This is a genomic window from Sphaerisporangium rubeum (assembly GCF_014207705.1).
Taxonomy (GTDB): domain Bacteria; phylum Actinomycetota; class Actinomycetes; order Streptosporangiales; family Streptosporangiaceae; genus Sphaerisporangium; species Sphaerisporangium rubeum.
This window is the reverse complement of record NZ_JACHIU010000001.1, coordinates 2,240,910-2,265,149: the sequence shown is the minus strand read 5'-3', so window position 1 is coordinate 2,265,149 and position 24,240 is coordinate 2,240,910. Positions and strand designations below refer to the sequence as shown.

Genomic DNA, 24,240 nt, shown 5'->3' with positions numbered 1-24,240 from the left:
GGCTCAGCGCACGCCGGCGCCGACCCGGTCGACGATCTCGGTGACGCCTTGCGAACGCGCACAGTGCGCGCAGCAGTACCAGTGGCCGTTCGCCTCGACGCCGTGGCCGATGATCCGGCAGCCGCAGTGCTCGCAGGACGGCGCCATGCGCTGGATCGCGCACTCGAAGCTATCGAAAGTGTGCACTCCACCCATGGCATGCACTTCGAAGGTCATATCGTAATCATTTCCGCATACTTCACATCTCGCCATGTTCGCCCCCTTAGTTCTCTAACCACTCAGTTACCCAGGAAAAGCGGGAAGAGCCTGCCGGACATGTGCTTCAGTACGCATAATTGATGATCTAGGGACCCACTTTTTAAGGAGCCTCCCGATATGCCGCAGGTCCTGCCCCTGCAATCGGACGATCCCTCCGCGCTGGGCCCGTATCACATCATCGGCCGGCTGGGCGAAGGCGGCCGGAGCACCGTCTACCTCGCCAAGAGCCCGCAGAGCGAACACGTCGCGATCAAGTTGCTCCACGAGGACAGCCGCGGCGGCGACGACTTCCTCGCCAAGATCGAGGAGCTACGGCAGGTCTCGGCCTTCTGCACCGCGCAGGTCCTGGAGACCGGCCAGGCCGGCGGACGGCCGTACGTCGTCAGCGAGTACATCGACGGCCCCACGCTGCAGGCGGCCGTCGAGGCGGACGGGCCGCTGCGGGGACCCGCGCTGCACCGCCTCGCCATCGGCACCATGACGGCCCTCGTCGCCATCCATCAGGCCGGGGTCGTGCACCGCGAGTTCAGCCCGTCCAGCGTCCTGCTCGGCCCCGACGGTCCCCGGGTGATCGACTTCGGCATCGCGCAGGCGCTCGACGCCGGGGTGGAGAGCACCACACGCTCGGTCGGCACCCCCGCGTACCTCACCCCCGAGCAGCTCGAAGGCGCACCGATCGGCCCGGCGGCCGACATGTTCGCCTGGGGTGCCACCATGCTGTTCGCCGCGTCCGGCACGGCGCCGTTCGACGCGGGGTCGATGTCGGCGACCATCAACCGGGTGCTGCGCCACGAACCCGACCTCGGTGTGCTCGACGACGACCTGCTCAGCCTCGTCGCCGGCTGCCTGGCCAAGGACCCCGCGCGACGTCCCGCCGCCGGCGAGGCCCTGCTGCGGCTCGTCGGCCACTCACAGATCCTCGCCACCCTGGAGGCGGTCCCCGCCGATCCGGCCCCGCCGGCCACTCCCGTCACCCCCGAGGCAGCCCCCCAGCCACCCGTCGCGCTCGGTGCCCCGCCACCGCCGGACCCCTCCAGCCGTGTCGACTTCCTGCCTCCGCCGCCGCCGTCCGGCGGGGGCCGCAGGCGCGGCCTCATGCTCGCCGCGGCGGCCGTCGCCATCGCCGTGGTGTCCGGCGGCTCGGTGTACGTCCTCACCTCCCGGCAACCGCAGACGACCGGTCCGGCCGCGCAGGCCACACAAGGGACCCAGGCCGCGCCGCCGCCGACGCCGCTGCCGGCCCCGTCCGCCTCGGTCATCGAGGCGTCCCCCAGCCCGCCGCAGAAGGCCACCAAGGAGTTCACCACCCCCGGCATCCGCCTCAAGGTCCACGAACACCCCTCGGATCCGGTTCAGCTGGTGTCGTACTTCGTGCAGAACCTCGACGACAAGAAGTTCGAGACCTACGTCCGCGACCCGGACAAGGACACCTTCACCGCCGTCGCGAAGAACGCCGAGTTCGGCGACCCCACCGTCTCCCCCGACGGCGAGTGGATCGCGGTCAACCCGTGGCTGAAGTTCGCCGCGTCCAGCTACGACAACGTCGTCTTCATCAACCGCAGGACCGGCGAGCGGTTCTCGGTCGACACCCTCAAGCAGCCGCTGCGCGGGCTGTCCGGCACCTGGTCACGGGACAGCACCCGGTACCTGCTCACCGTGTACGAGATCGACACCAAGAACGAGACGCAGTACCCGCGCGGGTTCGTCACCGTCGACGTACGCACCCGCAAGGCCACCGTCGTGATGACCGACGACGCACGCGACGGGTTCGGCAACTTCGACTGGAGCCCCGACGGCACGCAGGTCGCCGGTGCGTACGAGAAGAAGACCAAACCCCGTTTCGGCCTGCGGTTCCGCACCCTCGACGGCAAGCTGGGCCGCACCCTGCCGTGGGTCGGGCTGGTCCCCGGACCCGGGTTGTTCTCACCATCAGGCGCCTCGTTCTACACCTACTGCCCGAACGGCGACGGGGACGCCATCTGCGTGTGGAATGTGGCCTCCGGCAACCGTGTCGCCACCATCCCCGTGTGGAGCGGGGACGCGTCCGTGCAGGGCTGGTGGGACGAGAACCACCTGCTGGTGTACGACCCGCGCAAAGCCACCAAGAAGTACGTGGTGCTCGACTTCCACGGCAAGGTCCAGCGCACCCTGGTCGAGGTCGACAAGAAAGACGCCAAGTACTCCCAGCAACTCCGCTTCGCGCGCAAGTGACGAGACCATGAGCGAGATCGCACCCCTGCGTCCAGGCGACCCGGAAAGCCTCGGCGAGTACCGGCTGACCGGACGGATCGGCGAAGGCGGCCAGGGGTCGGTCTACCTCGGCACCGCGCCGACCGACGAACACGTCGCCGTCAAGATGCTGCGCCGCGGCCTCGGCGACGACGCCTCCGCCGCGCGTTTCCAGCGGGAGACCGAGATCCTGCGCCGCGTCGCGCCGTTCTGCACGGCCCAGGTCGTCGAGAGCGGCACCGAGGACGGACGGCCGTACATCGTCAGCGAGTACATCGAAGGCCCCACCCTGCAACAAAGCGTCGAACGCGACGGCCCCCTGCGCGGCGCGCGGCTACGACGCCTCGCTGTCGGCACCATGACGGCGCTCACCGCCATCCACCGCGCCGGAGTTGTGCACCGTGACTTCAAACCCAGCAACGTGCTGCTCAGCCGGGACGGCCCCCGCGTCATCGACTTCGGCATAGCCCGGGCCCTCGACACCTCCGCCACCGGCTCAGGCGCCATCGGCACCCCGCCGTACATGGCACCGGAACAACTCGAAGGCACCTCCGTCGAGCCCCCCGCCGACCTGTTCTCCTGGGGCTCCACCATGGTCTTCGCCGCGATCGGCCGTCCCCCGTTCGGCATGGACTCCCTCCCGGCCGTCATCAACCGCATCCTGCACAAGGACCCCGACCTCGGCGACCTCGACGGCGACCTCCGCGACCTGATCGCCGACTGCCTCGCCAAAGCCCCCGCCGTCCGCCCCACGGCCCGCGACGCCTTGCTCCGCCTCCTAGGCGCACAGAACCGTCCCCCAGGAGCCGACCTCCTGTCCGCCGGCACCGCCGCCGCCTCCACCGGCCCCCCTCCATCGGCACTCACCGGCGGTCCCCCGATCCCCTCCGGCACCCCCGGGAATCCCCTCTGGCCGTCCCCCGGAGCCTCGGTCTCCCCGGTTCCCGACACGCACGGCGTTCCCTGGCCGTCCCCTGGAGAGCCGGTGCCCACCAGCTCCGGACCGCACAGTGTCCCCGGTCCGTCTTCAGGCGGGCCGGTGGACACCGGCCCGGGACTCTCGACGTCCACCACCCGTCCCGACGGCCCCGCCAGGAACCGCCGTGGGCTGTGGATCGGGGCCGCCGCCACGATCGCCGTGGTCTCCGCGCTGCTGGCCTACGTGCTCATCCCTCGCGGCGACGACCCCGTGTCCCGTCCCACCCCCTCGGCGACCCTCGCGGTCCCCGTCCCCGAGATCACGGCCGCACCGCCGACCCCGTCCACCGAGCTGACCCCGCCGGGAACCAAGACGACCCTGTACGAAAGCCCCGGCGACCCCGTGCGGCTGACGTCGTACATGTACCTCGGTGAGAAGGAGAGCAAGTCCTACGCACGCGACTCCCAAGGCGGCTTCGAGTCCGTCGGCCCTTTCCACGAGCCGCTGGTCTCCCCCGACGGCACATGGCTCGCCGTCCTGCCGTGGCTGAAGGACACCATCCCCCAGCCGTACGACCTGGTCCGCCTCGTCGAACGCGCCACCGGCCGCGAGTTCGCCGTCCGCCTCACCGACAAACCCCTGCAGAACTTCTCCCCGTACTGGTCCTCCGACGGCCGCCGCCTGCTCCTCACCACCTACGACGTCACCCCTACCAACAACCGCACCGCGGTGGGTTTCGTCATAGTCGACCGCGAGACCGCCACCGCCAGATCCGTCCCCCTGCGCGTTCCAGGCGCCGCCGGCTATCCCTTCATGTGGGCCCCAGGCGAGACAAGCGTGGCCCATCGCTACCTGGACGGCGCCAAATCCGGGGTCCGCTTCTACGACCTCGCCGGCAAGCTCATCCGCACCATCCCCAACACCGGCGACCCCATCGACCGGGAATCCATGTTCAGCCCCGCCGGCAACCTCTTCGCCACCTTCTGCCCCGACAGAGCCGGCACCCTCTGCGTCTGGAACACCACCGCCAAGCGCGTCGCCACCGTCCCCCTCCCCTACAGACGGACAGTGATCGGCTGGTACAACGACGCACACCTTCTGGTCCACGACCTGACGAAATCCCCCACCGAGGTGACCGTCCTCGACTTCAAAGGCACCCCGACCCGCACCCTCGCCAAGATCCCCGCCAACGAGACGAACGGCAACCCCTACCGCCTCATCCCCCGTTTCACCCATCCCACCACAAACTAACCGGAAATCTCCGTTCACCCGTAAACCTCAAGGGATTCGCACCATCATTTATGCGAACCTCACTTCGAAGCGGTCACCTAAAAGCCTCAGTTGAAAACACCAGTGTGATCCCAAATGGTAACATCACCAGAGAACGTCCCACCAGCGAGAGAACGGATATTCAGAGCCACTACTCTTCCTTCACTGGTTCTAATGCAGTACCATCCCGGAGTGGCATCCGACACCTGCTCAAGCCCACTAGCCATTGACAGCTCATAGCACTCACCGTACCCCGGCTTGATCTTTCGACCTAACAGAAAAGCTATAGTCGCATCATCCGAAGCATAAATGTCTCCGGAAATAATACTAAGATCACCGTCGTTATCACCCGCCATCGCGGGTGGGCTCGAATCTAAATCCTTTCTTGAGTATCCGACCACTACAGACCCCTGCCAGAAAACAGCAGGATCAGGTGCGGAAGTCGACGAAGGGGAGACGGATGGGATGCTTGATTCTAATGGTACCATCCTGGAAGGATCGGGCGATGCCTCGGCAGCGAGCGTCTGAGTAACAGTAACTGTTACGGTAGGCGATACCACTGAAGCCTCAGGGCCGATATTGATCCAATTCTGGGCTATTGCCCCGGCAAGCCCGAGCGTTGCTGCGATCACTGTTGCCACAGCGCTTATGACTGCCGATTTGACAGTTGACGCCGAATTACTATCCACATGATTCGGTGCGTCAGGCCGCCTAGACGGCCCACCCGGTGATCGCAAAGTCATGGAGAGATGTTACCGAGTTTCAGCCAGACAGAGAGGGTAATATCTTCTAGAAAGTTACGTTTTCGCTCACATCGCCGAACTACGCAAACAGGCATATTCATTGCCACAAGTGGACTGCAGCGGCTCGACAACGACTCTGTTGCGACTCGCCGTACTAAGATCCACTGGCACTCAACCTCATCGACCCCTCCGAAATGAATCTCACGGATATGAGCCCCTTGAAGAGCCTCAGCCCTTCAGTGCTTCATCTCTTACCGCGCACACGAAGAGCACCCACTCCGGACGGCGGCACAGGATCACCGCACCACCAGTGCTCTTAGAATCCCGTACCCCCACGGAACCAGGCAGACTCAACGCGACTTCGACACACTCACCTCCGTCATCACCCGATCGGATCGACTTCCGCCAGACCGCTCCGCTCAGGTCCATCTCTGCCTCACCACTTCCTCGATGATCCGCCCGGACTGGTGCCTTGGATGAGCGTCCGCCCGCAGGACGTCATAACGACGGACGTTGTTCGCGATCACGGCCCTGTCGGTGACGGTCCGCCCTTGAGGCTGGCACTCCACTCGCACCGTATACGCGTTCCCCCGCATCTCCGCAATGGTGTACGCACCCAGAAGTCCGGACAAAACCTCGGCGCCGTGCGGAACGACCTGAATGGTGATATTCGGCCGGTGCGTAAGTTCCAACAGGTATTCCAGTTGCTCGCGCATCACCACCGGCCCTCCCACAGGACGATGGAGCACCCCCTCGTCCAGCAGGCACATGATCGCCGGTGGGTCCGGCCGCGCGAATACAGCCTTCCGCCGCATTCGGCCCTCCACCCGTGTCTCGACTTCCTCAGGCGTGATGTCCGGCGAACTGGAGAAGACTCTCCTGGCGAAAGCCTCGGTCTGCAGGAGCCCTGGAATGAGGAGAGGAGCCCAGAACCTCAGGGCCGTGGCTCGTTGTTCCTCCACAGCCCAGTCCTGGAAGTGCGCGGGAACCGGCGGCGGTGGCGGCCATACCTCTACGTACAGCCGCACGATGACCCCGTCGAGCCCGAATGCCTCATCGCACAGTTCCGCAAACCGCCTCGACGGCCGGAACTTCGACGTCTCCACCATCGCCACCGAGCTGGTGGAGAAACCCAGCCGCCGACCGAGTTGCTTCTGCGTCAGACCGGCGGCCAGCCGTTGCCGCCGCACCTCGTACGCGAACCGCGCTCGTGGCGACTCGTCCGGGTCGATGTCGATCATCCTGGTCATGGGTCCCTCGTGGCTCCCGATCAGAACCGGATCACCGACCTCAGAACAACTCTGAAGTCATTCAGTAGTCAATCGGCCACCAACAGTAATAGGTCGCCATCAGCCTGGGGCGAGAATTCACGGTCCACCGGGACCGCATCCCACGAGTTCCCGACCCACGAGGTGAACCATGACCGGCCTCCCGAGGCGACAGCACGCGGACTTCCCGCCTCACCCGACGTCGGCCGCCGAGGCCCGTCGTCACGTCCGCGCCGTACTCACTACCTGGCACCTCTCAGACCTGGTCGACACCGCACAGCTACTCGTCTCCGAACTCATCACCAACGCACTCAAGACCACCACGACCAGCCCCGTACGCCTGACCCTCGACTCGTCCCGGTCCCACCTCGTGATCGAGGTCCGGGATCCGGACCCCATTCCGCCGACTCCAAGAGACCCTTTCACCATGGACGAAGGCGGCCGTGGCCTGTTCCTGGTCGAAACCCTCGCCGAGGCGTGGGGCCACCGTCCGGCCTCCCCTGGCAAGACCGTCTGGTGCGTCCTTCCCGCAAGCCCGGAAAAATGCCGCGGCGCCACCCCCGAACCCCTTCTAGAGTCTCCGGGTGCCTCCGCTCACGAAGGGACCCCGGAACCATGGCCGACCGCTTCCCACCCATCGAGCCGTACGCCACCGGCATGCTCGACGTAGGCGACGGCAACCACATCCACTGGGAGACCAGCGGCAACCCCGCCAGCAAGCCGAGCCTGGTCGTCCACGGCGGCCCCGGCTCCGGCAGTTCCCCCGGCACCCGCCGCTTCTACGGCCCTGAGGCCTACCGGATCATCCAGTTCGACCAGCGCGGCTGCGGCGAAAGCACTCCGCACGCGAGCGACCCGGCGACCGACATGTCGGTCAACACCACGCACCATCTGATCGCCGACATGGAGCGCCTCCGCGAACACCTGAACGTCGACCGCTGGCAACTGTTCGGCGGCTCCTGGGGCTCCACGTTGATCCTCGCGTACGCCGAACGCCACCCCGAACGCGTCACCGAGATCGTCCTGACCGGCGTCACCACCACCCGTCCCGCCGAGACCGACTGGCTCTATAAGGGGGTTGGCCGCTTCTTCCCCGAACAATGGCACCGCTTCCAGCAGGCGGCCCCCCACCACGCCACCACTACCGACCTCATCGCCGCCTACGCACGCCTGATGGACGACCCCGACCTCGATACCCGTACCGCCGCCGCGCGAGCCTGGTGCGCCTGGGAGGACGCCGTCATCTCCGCCGAACCCAACGGCGTCCCCGGCGCCTACTCCAACCGTCCCGACACGGCCCTCATGGCCATGGTCCGCATCTGTGCGCACTACTTCTCCAACAACGCCTGGCTGGAGAAGGACATCCTCCTCAAGCAAGCCGGCCGCCTGACCGGCATCCCCGCCGTCCTCCTCCACGGCCGCCTCGACCTGAGCAGCCCCCTCGACACCGCCTGGCACCTCACCCGAGCCTGGCCGGACGCCGAACTGCTGGTGATCGACGACGCCGGCCACACCGGCAGCGACACCTTCCGCACCCACGTCCTCGACACTCTCCAGCGCTTCGCGACCTGACAGGGAGACGGCTACAACTTAGTCACGCAACGCCACCGATCCATTACTATGTGTTGGCATGGATGTGATGACCTTTTGTAAGTCCACGATCACGGAGTGTCCGAGTAGACTCCCATGCAGGAGCGACATCACGGAGGTACGCGTTGAGCAAGATCCACGCCGATGTGAGCGGGGAACGAGACGACGACGCCTCCTTCGAGCATGCGTGGGCACGCCTCGCGGAGATCGCCGAGACCGGCGTCTGGGACTGGATGGCCGACAAGAGGTCGTACCGCGGTGGCCATCCACTATCTGATCGACACAAGTGCCCTGTGGCGCATGATTCGGAACCAGGACATCCGTCATAAATGGCATGACGAGACGAAGGCTCGCCTGATCAACATCTGTCCCGTCATCGAGATGGAGATGTTCTTCAGCGTCCAGTCACCTGGACAGCGTCGAGAGTGGCGCGACCTGTTCCATGAGATGTTCGGCTGGGTCTTCGTGCCCGATCGTGTCTTCGAGCGGGCCTTGAACGTGCAGAGCCTGCTGGTCGGAAAGGGCCTGCACAGATGCGCGAGTCCGGTCGACCTTCTGGTCGCCGCGACCGCCGAACTCAGTGGCCTCACCATCCTGCACTACGACCAGGACTACGAGACGATCGCGAAGCTCACCGGACAGCCCATCAGGTGGCTGGCGCCACCCGGATCGCTCAATTGAGCGACACGCAAGACCGGCACCTCGTCACACGAGGCGAGGTGCCGGTCACTTTGCAGGCGGTCATCTGGTCAAGGAGAAGTCCTTGATTCTGGCTGGGCCGGTGAAGACCAGGTAGAGGTCGTGGGTGCCGGTCAGCCGGGTCACGGGGGTCGTGGTGGTGGTGTAGGTGTACTTGTCGGCGGTCGTGGCGGGGGTGAGGGTGGCCAGGAGTTTGCCGGTGGGGGAACCCTGGCGGAGTTCGACGCGCACGGGGGTCTGGGTGGAGGTTGTGGCGGTGAACTTGGTGGGGGTGTTCAGAGATGTGGAGTTGTAGGCGAGCCAGGTGCCTTGTTGGGTGGCGACGGCGGTGCCGGTGGTTTTGGTGAGGTCTACCAGTTCGGCGGTGTTGTGGTCGTCGAAGGTGGTGGCCTTGGTGGGGGTGGTCAGGTCTCTTGGGGGGATGGTTTCGCCGGCCACCTGGAGGGTGGTGCGCTGGTGGACGGCGGTGGAGGAGGAGCCGACCATGATGTCGTGGGTGGACTTCTCCACGGACCAGCGGTCTCTGGTCACGTCCCAGAGGGCCAGGTCGGAGGCTTTGAAGGTCAGGGTCACCGTCTTGGTCTGGCCGGGGGTCAGGTGGACTCGCTGGAAGGCGCGGAGTTGTTTCACCGGTTGCTTGGTGCGGCTGGTGTGCTGGTGGGTGTAGAGCTGGACGACCTCGTCGCCTGCCGCGCGGCCGGTGTTCTGGACCTTCACGGTGGCGGTCACGGTGCCGTCGGGGCGGACCGAGGACGCGTTCAGTTTGAGGCCGGAGTAGGCGAATGTGGTGTAGCTGAGGCCGTGGCCGAAGGGGTAGAGGGGCTTGGCCTTGGAGTACAGGTAGGTCGCGCCGGCCTTGATGATGTCGTAGTTGAGGATGTCGGGGAGGTCGGACGCCTTGCGGGGCCAGGTCTGCGTCAGGCGGGCCGCGGGGTTGACGTCGCCGAAGAGGACGTCGGCCACGGCGTGGCCGGTCTCGGCGCCGGCGTGGGTGGTCCAGAGAATGGCGGGGACGTTGTCCTGGAGCCAGGTGACGGTGGTGGGGTAGCTGTTCTCCAGGACGACGACGGTCTTCGGGTTGGCCTTGGTGACGGCCTTGACGAGGGCCTCTTGTGCGGCGGCGAGGTTCATGTCGGTGCGGTCGTGGTCCTCGCGGCCGTTGATGAACGGCATGCTGCCGACCACGAGGACGGCGGCGTCGGCGGCCTTGGCGGCGGCGACGGCCTCGGCGGTGCCGTCGGTGACGAGTTCCCTGGTGAACTTGGCGGCCTTGTCGGCGGTGGTGAGGGCCAGCACGCCGTCGGAGTTCGGGGCCAGGTACTTGTTGGGGCCGAACCAGTCGAAGGCGGTCTCGTAGCCGGCGTAGCGGAGCAGGTTGGTGCCGTCGGGCTGGGGTTCGAGCTTGAACTGCTGCTGGACGAACCAGCCGTTCGGCTGGGCCTGGTCGTTGACGAAGCTGGACCAGTTGTAGCCGACGTACTTGCCGTTGGCGGCGCTGCGCAGGGTCAGTACGCCGTCTCCCCAGTCGAACGCGTCGAACTGTGTCGTCGGGCCGGTGGTGGTGGCGCTCTCGGTGAGGACGGAGCCGGAAGCACCGGCGCCGGCGGTGATGTACCTGCCGGTGGCGGCGTTCTTCAGCGCGATACGGTCGGCGCCTTCGGTGCCGGTGACGGTGGCGGAGGTGCCGAGGCGTTCGCGGATGCCGGCGAGGGGGGTGACCTTGTACGGCAGGTTGCCGGAGTACCAGTCGGTGTAGAGGGTGTCCGACAGGGGGCCGATGACGGCGACCTTGCGGGTCGAGGGGCTGAGCGGCAGGGTGCGGCCGGAGTTCTTCAGCAGGACGGTGGCCGCGCCGGCGGTGCGGCGGTTGAGCGCGCGGTGCGCGGGGGTGTCGATGACGTCGGGGGTGATGGAGCCGTACGGGCCGCCGCCGGGGTCGAACTCGCCGAGGCGGAAGCGGATGGACAGCAGGTGCCGTACGGCGCGGTCGATGTCGGCCTGGGTGACGAGGCCCTGGGACAGCGCGGTGGTGACGGCGTTGACGGTCGGCGCGGCGTTGGTGTCGTCGGTGGTGTAGCTGTCGATGCCGGCTTTCAGCGCGGCGGCGTCGCCTTCGGCGAGGTTCGGGTAGTAGGCCTGCGAGTTGACGAGGTTGTTCGGCGCGTGCGCGTCGGTGACGTTCATCAGGTCGCGGCGGGTCCACGTGCGGACGACGTCGTTGAGCGCCGGGTTGACGGTGGCGGGACGGCCGTTGACCAGGTTGTAGGACGCCATGACGCCGGTCGCGGCGTCGGTGGCGATGGCGGGCTTGAACGCCGCCTGGTCGTATTCCTGCTCGACGCGGGGCCGCAGGCTGGAGTTGGTGGTGTCGCGGTGCGCCTCGTTGTTGTTGGCGAGGTAGTGCTTGAGGGTCGGCGCGGTACGCAGGTGGTCGGGGTCGTCGCCGCGCATGCCGGAGGCGTAGGCGATGGACATCGCGCCGGTCAGCGTCGGGTCCTCGGAGTAGCCCTCCTCGTTGCGGCCCCATCTCGGGTCGCGCAGCAGGTTGACGACCGGGGCCCACATGTTGAGGCCCCACACCTTGGGGTTGCGCGCGTTGAAGCCGCGGGCCTCGGTGCCGACGACGGTGCCGACCTGCTTGATCAGCGCCGGGTCCCAGGTGCTGGCGAGGCCCACGGCCTGCGGGAACACGGTGCCGTCGGCGGTGACGACGGCACCGCCGTTGTCGATGTCGGTGGACCAGGCGACGCCGTGCAGCGCCTCGGTGCCGGTCTTGAACAGGCCGATGCCGAGGCGCGGGACGGCGGGCTGGAACTGGTGCAGGAAGGAGATCTTCTCGGCGACGGTGAGGCGGCCGAGCAGGTCGTCCACGCGCTGGTTGAGGGGGAGGGACGGATCTCGGAACGGCGGGTCCTCGGCGGCGCGGGCCGGCGCGGCGAGAAGGGTGACGGCCAGGCCGAGGACGGCGGCCAGGCACAGCGGACGGCGGGGGGACATGTGGCGCCTCCAGGTCAGGTGGTGCGACGCGGGATGGTGGGTCAGGTCACTTGACGGCCCCGACGGTGACGCCGCGGGTCAGGGTGCGCTGGAAGATGAGGAAGAACGCCACGGCGGGGATGATGCCGAGCAGCGAGGACGCGCTCGACATGGTGGCGTCCATCATCTTGTCGCCCTGCAGCACGCCGAGCGCGACCGGCACGGTCTGGGTGTCGTTGGAGATCAGGAACACCAGGGGGAGGAAGAACTCGTTCCAGGTCCAGATGAAGAAGAAGATCATCAGTACGGTCAGGGTGGGCCGGCTGATCGGCACCACGACCCGCCACAGGATGCGCCACCGGGACGCGCCGTCGATGGCCGCCGCCTCCATGATCGCCTTGGGGAAGTCACCGAGGACCGCCGACAGCAGGTACGTGCCGAACGCCGCCTGGATCACGGTGAAGATGATGACCACGGCGAGCCGGCTGTCGTACAGGCCGACCTGCTTGGCGATGTAGTACAACGGGTAGACCAGCGCCTCCTGCGGCAGCGTGTTGGCCAGCAGGAACAGCACGAGGATCCACAGTCGGCCGCGTACGCGGCCGATGCCGAGCGCGTAGGCGTTCAGCACCGACAGCAGGGTGGCGAGCACGGCCACCGCCGCGCTGATCATCAGGCTGTTGAGCAGCTTCTGGCCGAAGTTCACCCGCTGCCAGAACTGGACGATCCCGTCGAGGTACAAGCCGTGCGGCAGGCTCAGCGGCCCGCCGGAGGAGTACTCGGCGGGGCTCTTGACGGCGTTCAGCGCGACGATCACGAACGGCAGCAGCATGACGACCGCGAGCACCGTGAAGGCGGACAGGACGGCCCAGCGGCCGGGGCCGCGCGTCACGTGTCACGCTCCTGGACCCGCAGGAACAGGAAGGTGATCACGACGATGATGAGCGCCAGCACGGTCGCGATGGCCGCGCCGTACCCGGCGTTGGCCTTCTCGAAGAAGTTCAGGTAGCTGAAGTACGACGGCACGATCGTGGAGCGGCCGGGGCCGCCGCGGGTGAGCACGAAGATCGGGCCGAAGACCTTGAGCGCGGCGATCGTGCAGGTCAGCAGCACCACGAAGGTCTCGGGCCTGATCTGCGGCACCGTGATGTGCCAGAACCTGCGCCACCAGTTCGCGCCGTCGATCTCGGCGGCCTCGTACAGCGCGGGGTCGATCCGCTGGAGGCCCGCCATGAAGATGACGACGGGGTAGCCGAGCTGGAACCACACCATGATCGCCATCACGGTGGCGAGAGCGAGGTCGGGGTCCCCGAGCCAGTTCTCCGCCAGCGAGCCGAGCCCGACGGCCTTGAGCATCTCGTTCAGCGCGCCGTACTGCGGATGCAGCATCCAGCCCCACACCACGCCGGCCACCGCGACCGGCAGCACCTGCGGCAGGTAGTACGCGGCACGCAGCGCGCTCGCGGTGCGCGCGCCGAACTTCTTGCCGATGTAGTCGAACAGCGCGGCGGCGAGCACCAGCCCGATCAGGGTCGGCACGATCGCCATGGCGACGATCAGCGCAACGTTGTGCCGGAACGAGGCCCAGAAGGTCTCGTCCGACAGCAACCGTTCGTAGTTGGCGAGGCCGATCCACCGGGGGGTGCCGAATCCGCTCCACCGCGTGAAGCTCACCGCGACGTTCATCAGGAACGGCACGATGACGACCGCGAGGAACAGCACCGCCCCGGGGATCAGGTACAGCCAGTAGCCCCGTCGTGCGGATCGGTTCATGGGGTGTCAGTCACCGATGGAGTCGGCGTTCTCCTGGTACGGCCCGGCGAGCTCGTCCAGGACCTTGTCCGGCGCCTTGGTGCCGTTGATCAGCTCCTGCGTCCCCGCCACCATGACGTCGTAGTAGCCCGGCACAGGCCAGTCGGGGTAGAACGCCAGGCCGTCCTGCGCGGACAGCTTGGCGAAGTTCTCGATGAGCTCCTTGTTCTTGGCGTCGGTGATCGCCGCCGGATCGGCCGCCACGGGGATGCCACCGGCGTTGCCGAGCTTGTTCTGGATGTCCTTGCCCATGGTGATGTCGATGAAGTCGTACGCGAGGTCCTTGTTGGCCGACTTCTCCGGCACGACCCACAGGTTGCCGCTGGACCCGGCGCTCATCTGGTTGCCGGGCCACAGGAACGTGCCCCACTCGAACTTCTTGATCTCGGCGGCGAACCGGCCGTACCACCAGCTGCCGCTCACCATGATCGGATACTTGCCGGAGATGAACGCGACCCCCATGTCCTCGGCCTTCACCCCGGCCGAGTCCTTGCTGATGTACCCCTTCTTCACCCAGTCGGCGAACGTCGTCGCGCCGTAGGTGAACTCCGGCCCGTGGAAGTCGACCGGCGCCTTGTAGGTCTGGAAGGCGTCCACCCACGGCCGCTGCGCCTTGCTCAGCGCGAGCTGGTACATGATCTGCTGCGCGGGGTACTCGGCTCCGCCGACCGAGATCGGCGTGGTCCCGGCCTTGACGAACTTGTCCATCGCGGCGGTGAACTCGTCCAGCGTCGTCGGCACCTCGATGCCCTGCTTGGCGAAGGCGTCCTTGTTGTAGTAGACCATCACGTACTCGGCGTAGTTCGGCACCCCGAACCATTTGCCGGACCCCATGATGCCCCGGTCGTCGTACTTGGCGGTGGTCTGCAGGCTCGGGCTGAGCAGCTTGTCCCAGCCGCGCTTGGCCGCCTCCTCACTGAGGTCGGTCAGCAGCCCCTGCTTGGACAGCAGCCCCGCGGTGGCGTTGCCCTTGTTGTACTCCATGATGTCCGGGGCCTCGTCGGAGCCGAGCACCATGCCGGCGGTCTTCTGGATCTGCTCGAAGCCCTTCTCCTCGAACTTCACCGTGACACCGGGGTGGCTCGCCTCGAACTTCTTGATCGCGTCGGCCCAGGCCACCCCCATGGCGCTGGTGGCCCCCTCGTAGTGCCACAGCTTCAGGGTGCGTGGCGCGGCCGAACCGCCGCCGTCCCCGCCGCCGGGCTCGGAGGACCCGCAGGCGGCCAGGGTGAGCGCCGCCGCGGCCGCCACGGCGGCCAGTATCGTCATACGTCCCTTGTTGGACATGGTCATTCTCCCAGCTCTGCCGGTCGGCCGACGACGGCCCGCGCGGGGGCGCCGGCGACGGGGGCGATGTGCACCTGCGCGATGGAGGCGGGGCCTGAGGCGGCGACGCGCAGCACATCGCCGTCCCGGGTGGCGGTGACCGTGGTGTCACCGTCGACGTCGTGGATGGTGGTACGGCTCGTGGCGCCGTCCGCGCCGCCGTAGGCGACCACGGTGACGCCGTCGAACGGCGCGTCGCCGACCGCGTCGCGCGCCTCGGTGAGAGGGATCAGCGCGCCGTACCGCACGAAAAGGGGGATCCGGTCCAGCGGCGTGGTGACCGTGATGTACCTGCCCCCCTCGTGGACCTCGTGGGTCCAGTGGTCGACCCAGCTCCCGGCCGGCAGGTAGACCTGCCGGGTGCCGTCGGGGTCGGTCATCGGCGCGACCAGCAGGTCGGGCCCGAGGAGGTACTCCAGGTCGGCCTGCCAGGCCACCGGGTCATCGGGGTGGTCGACGCACAGGGCCCGCATCATGGGGGACCCGGTGCGCGCCGACGCCACGGCCGCCGAGTAGATGTACGGCATCAGCCGGTACCGCAGCCGCAGCGCCTCGACGGCGAGTCGTTCGACCTCGGGGAACTCCCACGGCTCGCGGCTGGTGGTGCCGTGGAAGCGCACCAGCGGCGACAGCGCGCCGAACTGGGCCCACCGCGCGTACAGGTCGTCGCTCGGCCGGCCGGTGAAGCCGCCGGCGTCGTGGCTCCAGTACGGCACGCCGGACAGGCCGTGCGACAGGCCGCCGCGCAGCGTGCTCGCCATCGCGGCGTAGGAGGTGTAGCTGTCGCCGCTCCACTGCGCCGCGTGCCGCTGGCCGCCGAGGTACGACGAGCGGGCCCACACCATGCCGTGGCCGTTCTCCTCGCGGGTCACCTCCGACACCAGGTCGTTGAACAGCAGCGTGTAGACGTTGTGCAGTTCGGTGCCGGTCATGCCGTTCGAGGCCACGGCGTCCGTGGGGACGCCTTCGGCGAAGTCGGTCTTGAACAGCGCGACCCCCTGCCGCAGCAGGCGGCGCAGCTTCTCACGGAACCACGAGGCGGCGCCGGGGTCGGTGAAGTCGACGATGCCGCCGGCCGGGTAGGAGCCGTGCCAGGAGTCGGCGACGTACGTCTCGCCGCCGGTGTTCTTGAGGAAGTACCCGGCGGCGTCGCCTTCGGCGAAGGCGGGGCTGAGGTGGGAGATGTAGGGGTTCATCCACAGGCAGACCTTGAAGCCCTGCTCGGCGAGCGTGGCGAGCATGCCTTCGGGGTCGGGGAAGTTCTCCGGGTCCCACCGCAGGTCGGACCAGTTGTCGGCGGCCTGCCAGTAGCAGTCCAGGTGCAGCACGTCGCACGGGATGCCGCGTTCACGGATCTTGGCGGCCCTGGCGAGCACCCGTTCGGCCGAGTCGCGGAAGAAGCCCGAGGAGATCCAGGTGCCGAAAGCCCACTTGGGAGGCAGTGCCGGCGCGCAGGTCAGCCGGTCGTACCTGGCGAGCACGTCGGGGATCAACGGCCCGGCGATCACGTAGTAGTCGATGAGGTCGTCCGGCGCGACGATCTCCACGACGCTGTGGGTGGAGCGGCAGACGTCGAACTCCACCGGCATGCCGCTGTCCACCAGCAGGCCGTAGCCGCGGCTGGACAGCAGCAGCGGGACGTTCTTGTACGAACGGTCGGACTCGGCGCCGAAGGCGTCGAAGTTCCACATCACCGGACGCTGGCCGCGCTTGTCGAGCGGGGTGAACTTCTCGCCGAGCCCGCCGAAGTGCTCGTCGGGCCGGGCCGCGAGGCTCTCGTGGTACGCCACGGTGGCGCCGTCCACCTGGGAGCGGCCGAACGGCAGGGTGCGCAGCCGGCCGCTGATGTCGACGTGGCCGCGGTCCTGCTCGGTGAGCACGCGGCCCGACGCGTCGGTGAACCGCAGGTGCCAGGGGTTCAGGGTGATCTCGGCCCGCACCGGCCCGGCGTCCACGACGACGCGGTCGTCCCCGGTGTCGACGCGGGTCCCGGCGTACTGGCCGGGGGTGACCATGCGCAGCGCGCGTGCGCTGCGGGTGAGCGCCGCGACGTCCTGGCTGAGCCTGACCCGGATCACGCCTTCACCGGCGGCGCTCACCTGCACGACGAGCACCTCCTCCGCCGAGGTGGAGGCCTTGAGCGTCACGCCGTGCGCGTCCGCGGCCATCGGCTCGGCGCGGGTGACGGCGGACAGGCCGTTCTCGCCGTGAGCGCGCACGGGGAGCTCCGGCGGGTCCGCGCTGAAGTACTCGTGCGCGACCAGAGGCGGACGGTAGGGCATTGGCACGCTCCTCGTGAGCCGTCGTGGCGACGCGAATTAGTTTGCTTGCTATACGAACAAACGTCAACGGAACGGCGGCGGGAACCGAGGGCCGTTGACAGCTCTTCCACGTGATCTTTAGTTTGGTCGCCACACCAACCTCCGGGGGGCGAGGACCACGGACACACCCGATCGCGCCGGCCTGCTGTGGTACGGCGGCGACCACAACCCCGAGCAGTGGCCGCCGGAGGTCTGGGAGCAGGACGCGGAGCTGATGCGCGCGGCCGGCGTCACCCTCGTCACGGTCGGCGTCTTCTCCTGGGCCGAGCTGGAACCCGAGCCGGGCCGGTTCCGGTTCGAGTGGCTGGACCGTGTCCTCGGGTCGCTGCACGACGCCGGTGTCGGGGTGTGCCTCGCCACCCCCACCGCCGCTCCGCCGCCGTGGTTCGCCATGGCCCACCCCGACGCGATGCCGGTGCGCGCCGACGGCACGCCGGTGGCGCACGGCAGCAGGGACACCTACTGCGTGTGCGCGCCGGCGTACCAGGAGGCGGCGGCACGGATCACGCGTGCCGTCGCGGAACGGTACGCGAGGCACCCGGCGCTCCGGCTGTGGCACGTGCACAACGAGTACGGCACGTGGTGCCACTGCGACCACGTCGCGGCGGCGTTCCGCCGCTGGCTGCGGGACCGGCACGGCACGCTGGAGGCGCTCAACGAGGCGTGGACGACCGCGTTCTGGAGCCAGCGGTACGCGGCGTGGGACCAGATCACGCCGCCGCGCGCCACGCAGTACCTGCCGAACCCGTCGCAGGTGCTGGACTTCCGCCGGTTCCTGTCCGACGCGATGCTCGGCCACTTCCTGGCACAGAAGGCCGTGCTGCGGGAACTGAGCCCCGGCGTGCCGGTCACCACGAACTTCGCGTTCGGCAGCTGGGTGCCGGTGGACCCGTGGCGATGGGCCGCCGAGGTGGACGTCGTGGCCCTCGACCACTACCCCGGTGACCGCGGCACCGCCGCCGAGGAGGTCGCGTTCGCCGCCGACCTCGCGCGCGGCTGGGCCGGGGGACGGCAGTGGCTGCTCATGGAACAGGCCGCGGGGGTCGTGTACACGGGGCCGCGCATGCTCGCCAAGCGGCCCGGCGAGATCACGCTGCACAGCCTGTCGCACATCGCGCGCGGGTCGGCCGGCGCGATGTTCTTCCAGTGGCGCGCCTCACGCGGCGGCGCCGAGCTGTGGCACGGCGGCATGGTGCCGCACGCCGGCCCCGACAGCCGGGTGCACCGCGAGATCCAGGAACTCGGCCGGCTGCTGCCGTCCCTGGCGGAGCTGCGTACCCGTGGCCCGGTGTCGATCGGCGCGCGGGCCGCGATCCTGTGGGACGCGCAGTCGTGGTGGGCCCTTGAGGCGCCGGCGTTTCCGTCATCCGAGCTGCGGTACCTGGACGCGGTACGGCAGGCGCACCGCGTGCTGTGGCACGCCGGCGTGCCGGTGGACTTCGCGCACGCCGGCCAGGACCTGTCGGCGTACGACGTGGTGATCGTCCCGTCGCTGTACCTGATCGGCGACGCCGACGCCGGCCGCCTGGCCGCGTACGTCGACGGCGGCGGCACGCTGGTCGTGTCGTACTTCAGCGGGATCGCCGACGAGCACGCCAGGGTGCGCCTCGGCGGCTACCCCGGCGCGCTGCGCGACCTGCTCGGCGTCCGCGCCGACGAGTTCCTGCCGCTGGACACCCCCGTCCCGGTGCGCCTCGACGGGGGTCCGCACGCCACCGGGACCGTCTGGAGCGAGCGCCTCGAACCGCGCGGCGCGTCGGTGATCGGCGCCTACACCGGCGGCGATCTCGCCGGCCTGCCGGCCGTCACCCGTCATGTCGTCGGCGCGGGCCAGGCGTTCTACGTGTCCACCCGCCTGGACGACACCGCGTACGGCCACGTCCTCACCACGGCGGGCCTGTCCCCGTCCCCCGTTCCGCACGGCGTCGAACTGATCCGCCGCCGCGGCGCCGGCGAGGACTGGCTGTTCGCGCTCAACCACTCCCCCGGACCCCGGACCCTGCCGGCGGACGGCACGGACGCCTTCACCGGTGCGCGGATCAGCGGCCCGGTGACCCTGCCGCCGCGCGGCCACACCGTCCTGCGTGTCCGCCAGGAAGGCCAAGAAACGGCCACGAAGGCATCCGGCGGGGAGGGTGCGAACGGATGACAAGGGAAGAGCAAGCGAGTCGCGCGACAGTCGTCTCATCAGCTCGCTTGCTCGACCCGGAGGGAGACCGTGATGAGGCGAGTCAGAGTGAGCCGGCGCCGTGCGACCCGCCGCGCCACGGACGGGTTCGCGCTGGATCTGCGCTCCCCGTCGGGGCGTCCGCTCCCGTACTAGAGATCTTTACAATAGTCTTACGACAACCTCTGTAGACATCTCTGTAACGAAGAAATCACGCCGGGGGGACTCCATGAGAAGGCTGACCGCCGTACCCGCCTACGCACCCCGTCCCAAGGTCCGCGACATCCGCACGGCCCACCCCCGCCGCCACACCAGGGACCCCAAGGTCGTCCATCTCCAGTCCTACACCGGCCGCAACATCGTCCGCTTCCCCGGCAGCCCCACCCCGGCCGCCTGACCGGTTCGGCGCGACCCGGCACCATCCGTGTCCACGCGACCCGGCACTCGGCCGTGCGCGCACAGACATACCGATCCGTGCGGATCACAAGGACGCGCGGCCGAGTGCGTCGGCCGTGAACCGCTCGGGGTACGGCGAGAGCGCCTGGGCTTCCTCCGCCGTCATCTCCCCCGCCACGACGGCCCGGCACAACGCCGCCACCCGTAGCAGCTCCGCACGCTGCGCCGCCACGAACGCCACGTCCACCGGATCGCCGTGCCCCGGCACCACCGTGGCGGCCCCGAGCGTCATCAGCCGCAGCACCGCCGTCGGCCACGCCAGGGGGAACGCGTCCTCGAACGCCGGCGGAGCCCCCTGCTCCACCAGGTCCCCGGCGAACACCACACCGGCGTCCGGCACGTGCGCCACCAGGTCATGTCCCGTGTGCCCCGGCCCCGGATGCAGCAGCCGCACCGTCCGTCCCCCGAGGTCGATCTCCGCCTCCCCGGCGACGAGCCGCTGCGGCGCCACGACCCGCGTTCCCTCGATGCGCCGCGCGACATCGTCCCGTCCCGCGGCTCGATAGTGCTCCACCCAGAAGGCCCGCTGCCGCTCACCACCGCTCACCAGCTCGGCGGCACACCCAGGATGCCCCCACACCTCGCAGTCCCCGAACGCCGCCGTCCCGAAGGCGTGGTCGAAGTGACCATGGGTGACCACGACCGTCCACGGCAGCGTGGTCACCTCACGTACGGCGGCGGCGAACTCCGCACCCTGCGTCTGGTCACCCCCGGTGTCCACCACCAGGCATCCGTGCTCACCGACGACCAGCCCGAGCGACAGATCGAGCTCGTCGTGCCGCCGCACCAGCACCCCGTCGCCGACCTCGGCCCATCGCACCATCGGCCGTCAGCCGCTAGGGCCGCGGCCCGGTCTCAGGCGCCGCGTCCAGGTGAGCGAACTCCTCCGGCGAGACGGGCTCGTGCTCGGCGCCGATCAACGCCGCCAGCTCCTCCCGCAGGTCGAGCTCCACCTGCCGCGTGACCGCCGCCACGACGTACCGCTCGAACCCCTCCTCACCGGCCCGCGACCGCACCGCCGCGACCAGCGCCTCAGGCATGGCGAGCCGGACGTCCCGCGTCACCCCCGCGTCGCCGTCACCTCCCGCGGACCTCCCGAGGAACCCCGGCGAGGAGGCGGAAAGGTTCTCAAGGAACGCGACCGCCTGAGCGAGGTCCCCCTCACCCAGCCGCGCCGCGGGCTCCCCGTCCCAAGCCAGCGGAGACCGCTCCCCCGCCGCCGACATAACCGGTTCATCGCTCACGCGCCGATGCTAACGGAATCACACGACGGACGGCGGACCCGGAAGGTCCGCCGTCCGAATGTGGCAGGTGCGCGCGGCGGTCAGCTGCAGCCGCTGGTGCTGCCGCAGCCCTCGCAGACGTAGCAGCTGCCGGCGGGACGCATCTTGGTGCCGCAGGTGAGGCACAGCGGTGCGTCGGCGGTGCGGCCCTGGTGGCTTTCCAGAGCGGGAGCGGTGCCGTTGTGGTTCTGGGTGGGTTCGGGAGCCGCCACCAGGTGGAGCGTGGCGGGGTCGGCGGGGGTGGACGGGGGCTCGATGGGGGCGGACTGGGCCAGGGCGGCGGTGTCGATGACCTCGGGGGCCGTGGCGGGGTCCTCGCCTCGTTGCTGCGCGGCGCGCTCGGCGGCGGAGAAGACGCCTAGGGCGGCGCGGTCGTCGTAGGGGAGGTGGTCGAGGGCCAGGCGGCGGAAGATGTAGTCGACGACCGAGGCGGCCATGCGGATGTCGGGGTCGTCGGTCATGCCGGCCGGCTCGAAGCGCATGTTGACGAACTTGCTGACGTAGGTCTCCAGCGGGACGCCGTACTGCAGGCCGACGGAGATGGCGACGGAGAAGGCGTCCATCACACCGGCCAGGGTGGAGCCCTGCTTGGACATCTTGAGGAAGACCTCGCCGAGGCCGTCGTCGGGGTAGGACGACGCCGTCATGTAGCCCTTGGCGCCGCCGACGGTGAAGCGCGTGGTGCTGCTCGGCCGCTGGTTCGGCAGGCGGCGGCGGGTGGGGCGGTTCACCTCGACGACCTTGACGACCGGCTCGGGGGCCTGCTCGGCGCCTGACTCGGCGACTGTCTCGGCGGCCTTCTCGGGGGTCTTCTTGGCGATCGAGAGCGGCTGGCCGACCTTGCAGTTGTCGCGGTAGACGGCGAGGGCCTTCAGGCCGAGGCGCCAGCCCTCCAGGTACACCTGCTCGATGTCCTCGACGGTGGCGGACTCCGGCAGGTTGACGGTCTTGGAGATCGCGCCGGACAGGAACGGCTGCGTGGCGGCCATCATGCGCACGTGGCCCATGGGGGCGATGGCCCGCTCACCCATGGCGCAGTCGAACACCTCGTAGTGCTCGGTGCGCAGACCCGGCGCGTCCATGACGTGGCCGTGCTCGGCGATGTACTCGACGACCGCCTCGACCTGCTCGGGCTGGTAGCCGAGCCGGCGCAGCGCGCGCGGGATGGTCTGGTTGACGATCTGCATGGAACCGCCGCCGACGAGCTTCTTGAACTTGACCAGGGCCAGGTCGGGCTCGATGCCGGTGGTGTCGCAGTCCATCATCAGGCCGATGGTGCCGGTCGGCGCGAGCAGCGACGCCTGCGCGTTGCGGTAGCCGTGCTTCTCGCCGAGCTTCAGGCACTCCTGCCACTGGCCGGTGGCCTCGGCGAGGATCGGCCGGTCGAGCTCGTCGGCGGCACGCAAGGAGTCGTTGGCGGCGGCGTGCTTGCGCATGACGCGCTTGTGCGCGGTGGCGTTGCGCTTGTAGCCGTCGTAGGGGCCGACGATGGCGGCGAGCTCGGCGCTGCGGCGGTAGGACACGCCGGTCATCAGGCTGGTGATGGCCGCGGCGACGGCCCGGCCGCCGTCGGAGTCGTAGGCGTGGCCGGTGGCCATGAGCAGAGCGCCGAGGTTGGCGTACCCGATGCCGAGCTGGCGGTACGCGCGGGTCGTCTCGGCGATCTTGCTGGTCGGGAAGTCGGCGAAGGTGATCGAGATGTCCATCGCGGTGATGATCAGCTCGGTCAGCTTGACGAACCGGTCGACGTCGAAGGTGTCGTCGTCGCGCAGGAACTTCAGCAGGTTGATGCTGGCGAGGTTGCAGGAGGAGTTGTCCAGGTGGACGTACTCCGAGCACGGGTTGGACGCGGTGATGCGGCCGGTCTCGGGGCAGGTGTGCCAGTCGTTGATCGTGTCGTCGTACTGCACGCCGGGGTCGGCGCACTCCCACGCGGCCTTCGCCATCTTGCGGAACAGCGACTTGGCGTCGATCCGCTCGATCACCTCGCCGGACAGCCGGGCCCGCAGCCCGAAGTCGCCGCCGGACTCGACGGACCGCATGAACTCGTCGGACACGCGGACGGAGTTATTGGCGTTCTGGTACTGCACCGAGACGATGTCACGGCCGCCGAGGTCCATGTCGAAGCCCGCGTCGCGCAGCGCGCGGATCTTGTCCTCCTCGCGGGCCTTGGTCTCGATGAACTCCTCGATGTCGGGGTGGTCGACGTCGAGCACGACCATCTTGGCGGCCCTGCGGGTGGCGCCGCCGGACTTGATGGTGCCGGCGGAGGCGTCGGCGCCGCGCATGAACGACACCGGGCCGCTCGCGGTGCCGCCGCTGGACAGCAGCTCCTTGCTGGACCGGATGCGGGAGAGGTTGACGCCGGAGCCCGACCCTCCCTTGAAGATCACACCCTCTTCCTTGTACCACTCCAGGATCGACTCCATCTGGTCGTCGACCGCCAGGATGAAGCACGCGCTGACCTGCTGCGGCGAGGCGGTGCCGACGTTGAACCACACCGGCGAGTTGAAGCTGAACACCTGGTGGATCAAGGCGTGCTTCAGCTCGTGGTCAAAGATCTCGGCGTCCTCCTCGGTGGCGAAGTAGCCGTGCTCGCGGCCCGTGCGGGTGTACACGCCGACCACGCGGTCGACGAGCTCCTTGAGGCTGCGCTCGCGCACCGGCGTGCCGACGGCGCCGCGGAAGTACTTGGTGGTGACGATGTTGGCGGCGTTCACCGACCAGAAGTCGGGGAACTCCACGCCGCGCTGCTCGAAGTTGACCGAGCCGTCCCGCCAGTTGGTCATCACGACGTCACGGTGCTCCCAGCGCACCTGGTCGTACGGGTGCACACCGGGGGTGGTGTGGATACGCCTGATCTTCAAGCCCTTGGGGGCGCGCTTACCCCCGCGTCCCACTGAGCCACTCACCGTCTCCGTCAT

18 protein-coding genes are annotated in these 24,240 nt (G+C 68.6%); 7 read left to right on the top strand and 11 right to left on the bottom strand.

Annotation, left to right across the window (positions count from 1 at the left end; all coding sequences use genetic code 11):
• Positions 1-3 precede the first annotated feature (3 nt).
• Positions 4-252 carry a hypothetical protein gene (locus BJ992_RS09685; protein ID WP_184979631.1) on the bottom strand — a complete coding sequence of 83 codons (249 nt, stop codon included), beginning with the start codon at positions 250-252 and terminating at the stop codon, positions 4-6.
• A 123-nt stretch (positions 253-375) separates the two neighbouring features.
• On the opposite strand from BJ992_RS09685, the gene BJ992_RS09680 reads away from it, so the two are divergent.
• Complete coding sequence (locus tag BJ992_RS09680; RefSeq protein WP_184979629.1) at positions 376-2,469, top strand: serine/threonine protein kinase; 2,094 nt, start codon at positions 376-378, stop codon at positions 2,467-2,469.
• Between the two features lie 7 nt (positions 2,470-2,476).
• Positions 2,477-4,657: a serine/threonine-protein kinase gene (locus BJ992_RS09675; protein WP_184979627.1), complete on the top strand. Its 2,181-nt coding sequence runs from the start codon at positions 2,477-2,479 to the stop codon at positions 4,655-4,657.
• Positions 4,658-5,646: 989 nt separating this feature from the next.
• Here BJ992_RS09675 and BJ992_RS09670 read toward each other — a convergent pair.
• Entirely contained in the window at positions 5,647-5,847 is a 201-nt protein-coding gene (locus tag BJ992_RS09670) for a DUF397 domain-containing protein (RefSeq protein ID WP_184979625.1), read from the bottom strand.
• A complete protein-coding gene (locus tag BJ992_RS09665; RefSeq protein ID WP_184979623.1) occupies positions 5,838-6,659 on the bottom strand; it encodes a helix-turn-helix domain-containing protein in 822 nt (273 codons plus the stop codon). Before BJ992_RS09665 ends, BJ992_RS09670 begins: the two co-directional genes overlap by 10 nt.
• 178 nt (positions 6,660-6,837) lie before the next feature.
• Here BJ992_RS09665 and BJ992_RS34525 point away from each other — a divergent pair, with 178 nt between their 5' ends.
• The 3 genes from BJ992_RS34525 to BJ992_RS09650 all read left to right on the top strand — a co-directional run bounded on the left by BJ992_RS34525 (position 6,838) and on the right by BJ992_RS09650 (position 8,957).
• Complete coding sequence (locus tag BJ992_RS34525) at positions 6,838-7,356, top strand: ATP-binding protein (protein WP_184979621.1); 519 nt, start codon at positions 6,838-6,840, stop codon at positions 7,354-7,356.
• The gene (gene pip, locus BJ992_RS09655; RefSeq protein WP_184979619.1) at positions 7,302-8,258 is read left to right on the top strand and encodes a prolyl aminopeptidase; all 957 of its coding nucleotides are present in this window, start codon (positions 7,302-7,304) and stop codon (positions 8,256-8,258) included. The genes BJ992_RS34525 and pip overlap by 55 nt, the downstream gene beginning before the upstream one ends.
• Positions 8,259-8,534: 276 nt before the next feature.
• Positions 8,535-8,957 carry a PIN domain nuclease gene (locus BJ992_RS09650; RefSeq protein ID WP_343072573.1) on the top strand — a complete coding sequence of 141 codons (423 nt, stop codon included), beginning with the start codon at positions 8,535-8,537 and terminating at the stop codon, positions 8,955-8,957.
• Between the two features lie 60 nt (positions 8,958-9,017).
• On the opposite strand, the gene BJ992_RS09645 is transcribed toward BJ992_RS09650, so the two are convergent.
• The 5 genes from BJ992_RS09645 to BJ992_RS09625 are packed head-to-tail and all read right to left on the bottom strand — an operon-like array spanning position 9,018 to position 17,371.
• Positions 9,018-11,972 (bottom strand): glycoside hydrolase family 3 protein, encoded by a 2,955-nt coding sequence (locus BJ992_RS09645; RefSeq protein WP_184979615.1) that lies wholly within the window; start codon positions 11,970-11,972, stop codon positions 9,018-9,020.
• 46 nt (positions 11,973-12,018) lie between these two features.
• Positions 12,019-12,843: a carbohydrate ABC transporter permease gene (locus tag BJ992_RS09640; RefSeq protein ID WP_343072572.1), complete on the bottom strand. Its 825-nt coding sequence runs from the start codon at positions 12,841-12,843 to the stop codon at positions 12,019-12,021.
• Positions 12,840-13,724 (bottom strand): carbohydrate ABC transporter permease, encoded by an 885-nt coding sequence (locus BJ992_RS09635; protein WP_184979613.1) that lies wholly within the window; start codon positions 13,722-13,724, stop codon positions 12,840-12,842. The genes BJ992_RS09640 and BJ992_RS09635 overlap by 4 nt, the downstream gene beginning before the upstream one ends.
• A 6-nt stretch (positions 13,725-13,730) precedes the next feature.
• On the bottom strand, positions 13,731-15,050 hold the full coding sequence (locus BJ992_RS09630) for an ABC transporter substrate-binding protein (RefSeq protein ID WP_246496587.1): 1,320 nt from the start codon (positions 15,048-15,050) through the stop codon (positions 13,731-13,733).
• A 2-nt stretch (positions 15,051-15,052) separates the two neighbouring features.
• Positions 15,053-17,371 carry a TIM-barrel domain-containing protein gene (locus BJ992_RS09625; protein ID WP_184979609.1) on the bottom strand — a complete coding sequence of 773 codons (2,319 nt, stop codon included), beginning with the start codon at positions 17,369-17,371 and terminating at the stop codon, positions 15,053-15,055.
• Positions 17,372-17,552: 181 nt separating this feature from the next.
• Here BJ992_RS09625 and BJ992_RS09620 point away from each other — a divergent pair, with 181 nt between their 5' ends.
• Positions 17,553-19,559 carry a beta-galactosidase gene (locus BJ992_RS09620; RefSeq protein ID WP_281390597.1) on the top strand — a complete coding sequence of 669 codons (2,007 nt, stop codon included), beginning with the start codon at positions 17,553-17,555 and terminating at the stop codon, positions 19,557-19,559.
• A 247-nt stretch (positions 19,560-19,806) separates the two neighbouring features.
• Entirely contained in the window at positions 19,807-19,974 is a 168-nt protein-coding gene (locus BJ992_RS09615; RefSeq protein WP_184979607.1) for a hypothetical protein, read from the top strand.
• A gap of 84 nt (positions 19,975-20,058) precedes the next feature.
• On the opposite strand, the gene BJ992_RS09610 is transcribed toward BJ992_RS09615, so the two are convergent.
• From BJ992_RS09610 to BJ992_RS09600, 3 genes are all read right to left on the bottom strand, one after another.
• Entirely contained in the window at positions 20,059-20,856 is a 798-nt protein-coding gene (locus BJ992_RS09610; protein WP_184979605.1) for an MBL fold metallo-hydrolase, read from the bottom strand.
• 13 nt (positions 20,857-20,869) lie between these two features.
• Positions 20,870-21,277 (bottom strand): hypothetical protein, encoded by a 408-nt coding sequence (locus BJ992_RS32115; RefSeq protein WP_221474739.1) that lies wholly within the window; start codon positions 21,275-21,277, stop codon positions 20,870-20,872.
• 80 nt (positions 21,278-21,357) lie between these two features.
• Positions 21,358-24,240 (bottom strand): vitamin B12-dependent ribonucleotide reductase, encoded by a 2,883-nt coding sequence (locus tag BJ992_RS09600; RefSeq protein ID WP_184979603.1) that lies wholly within the window; start codon positions 24,238-24,240, stop codon positions 21,358-21,360.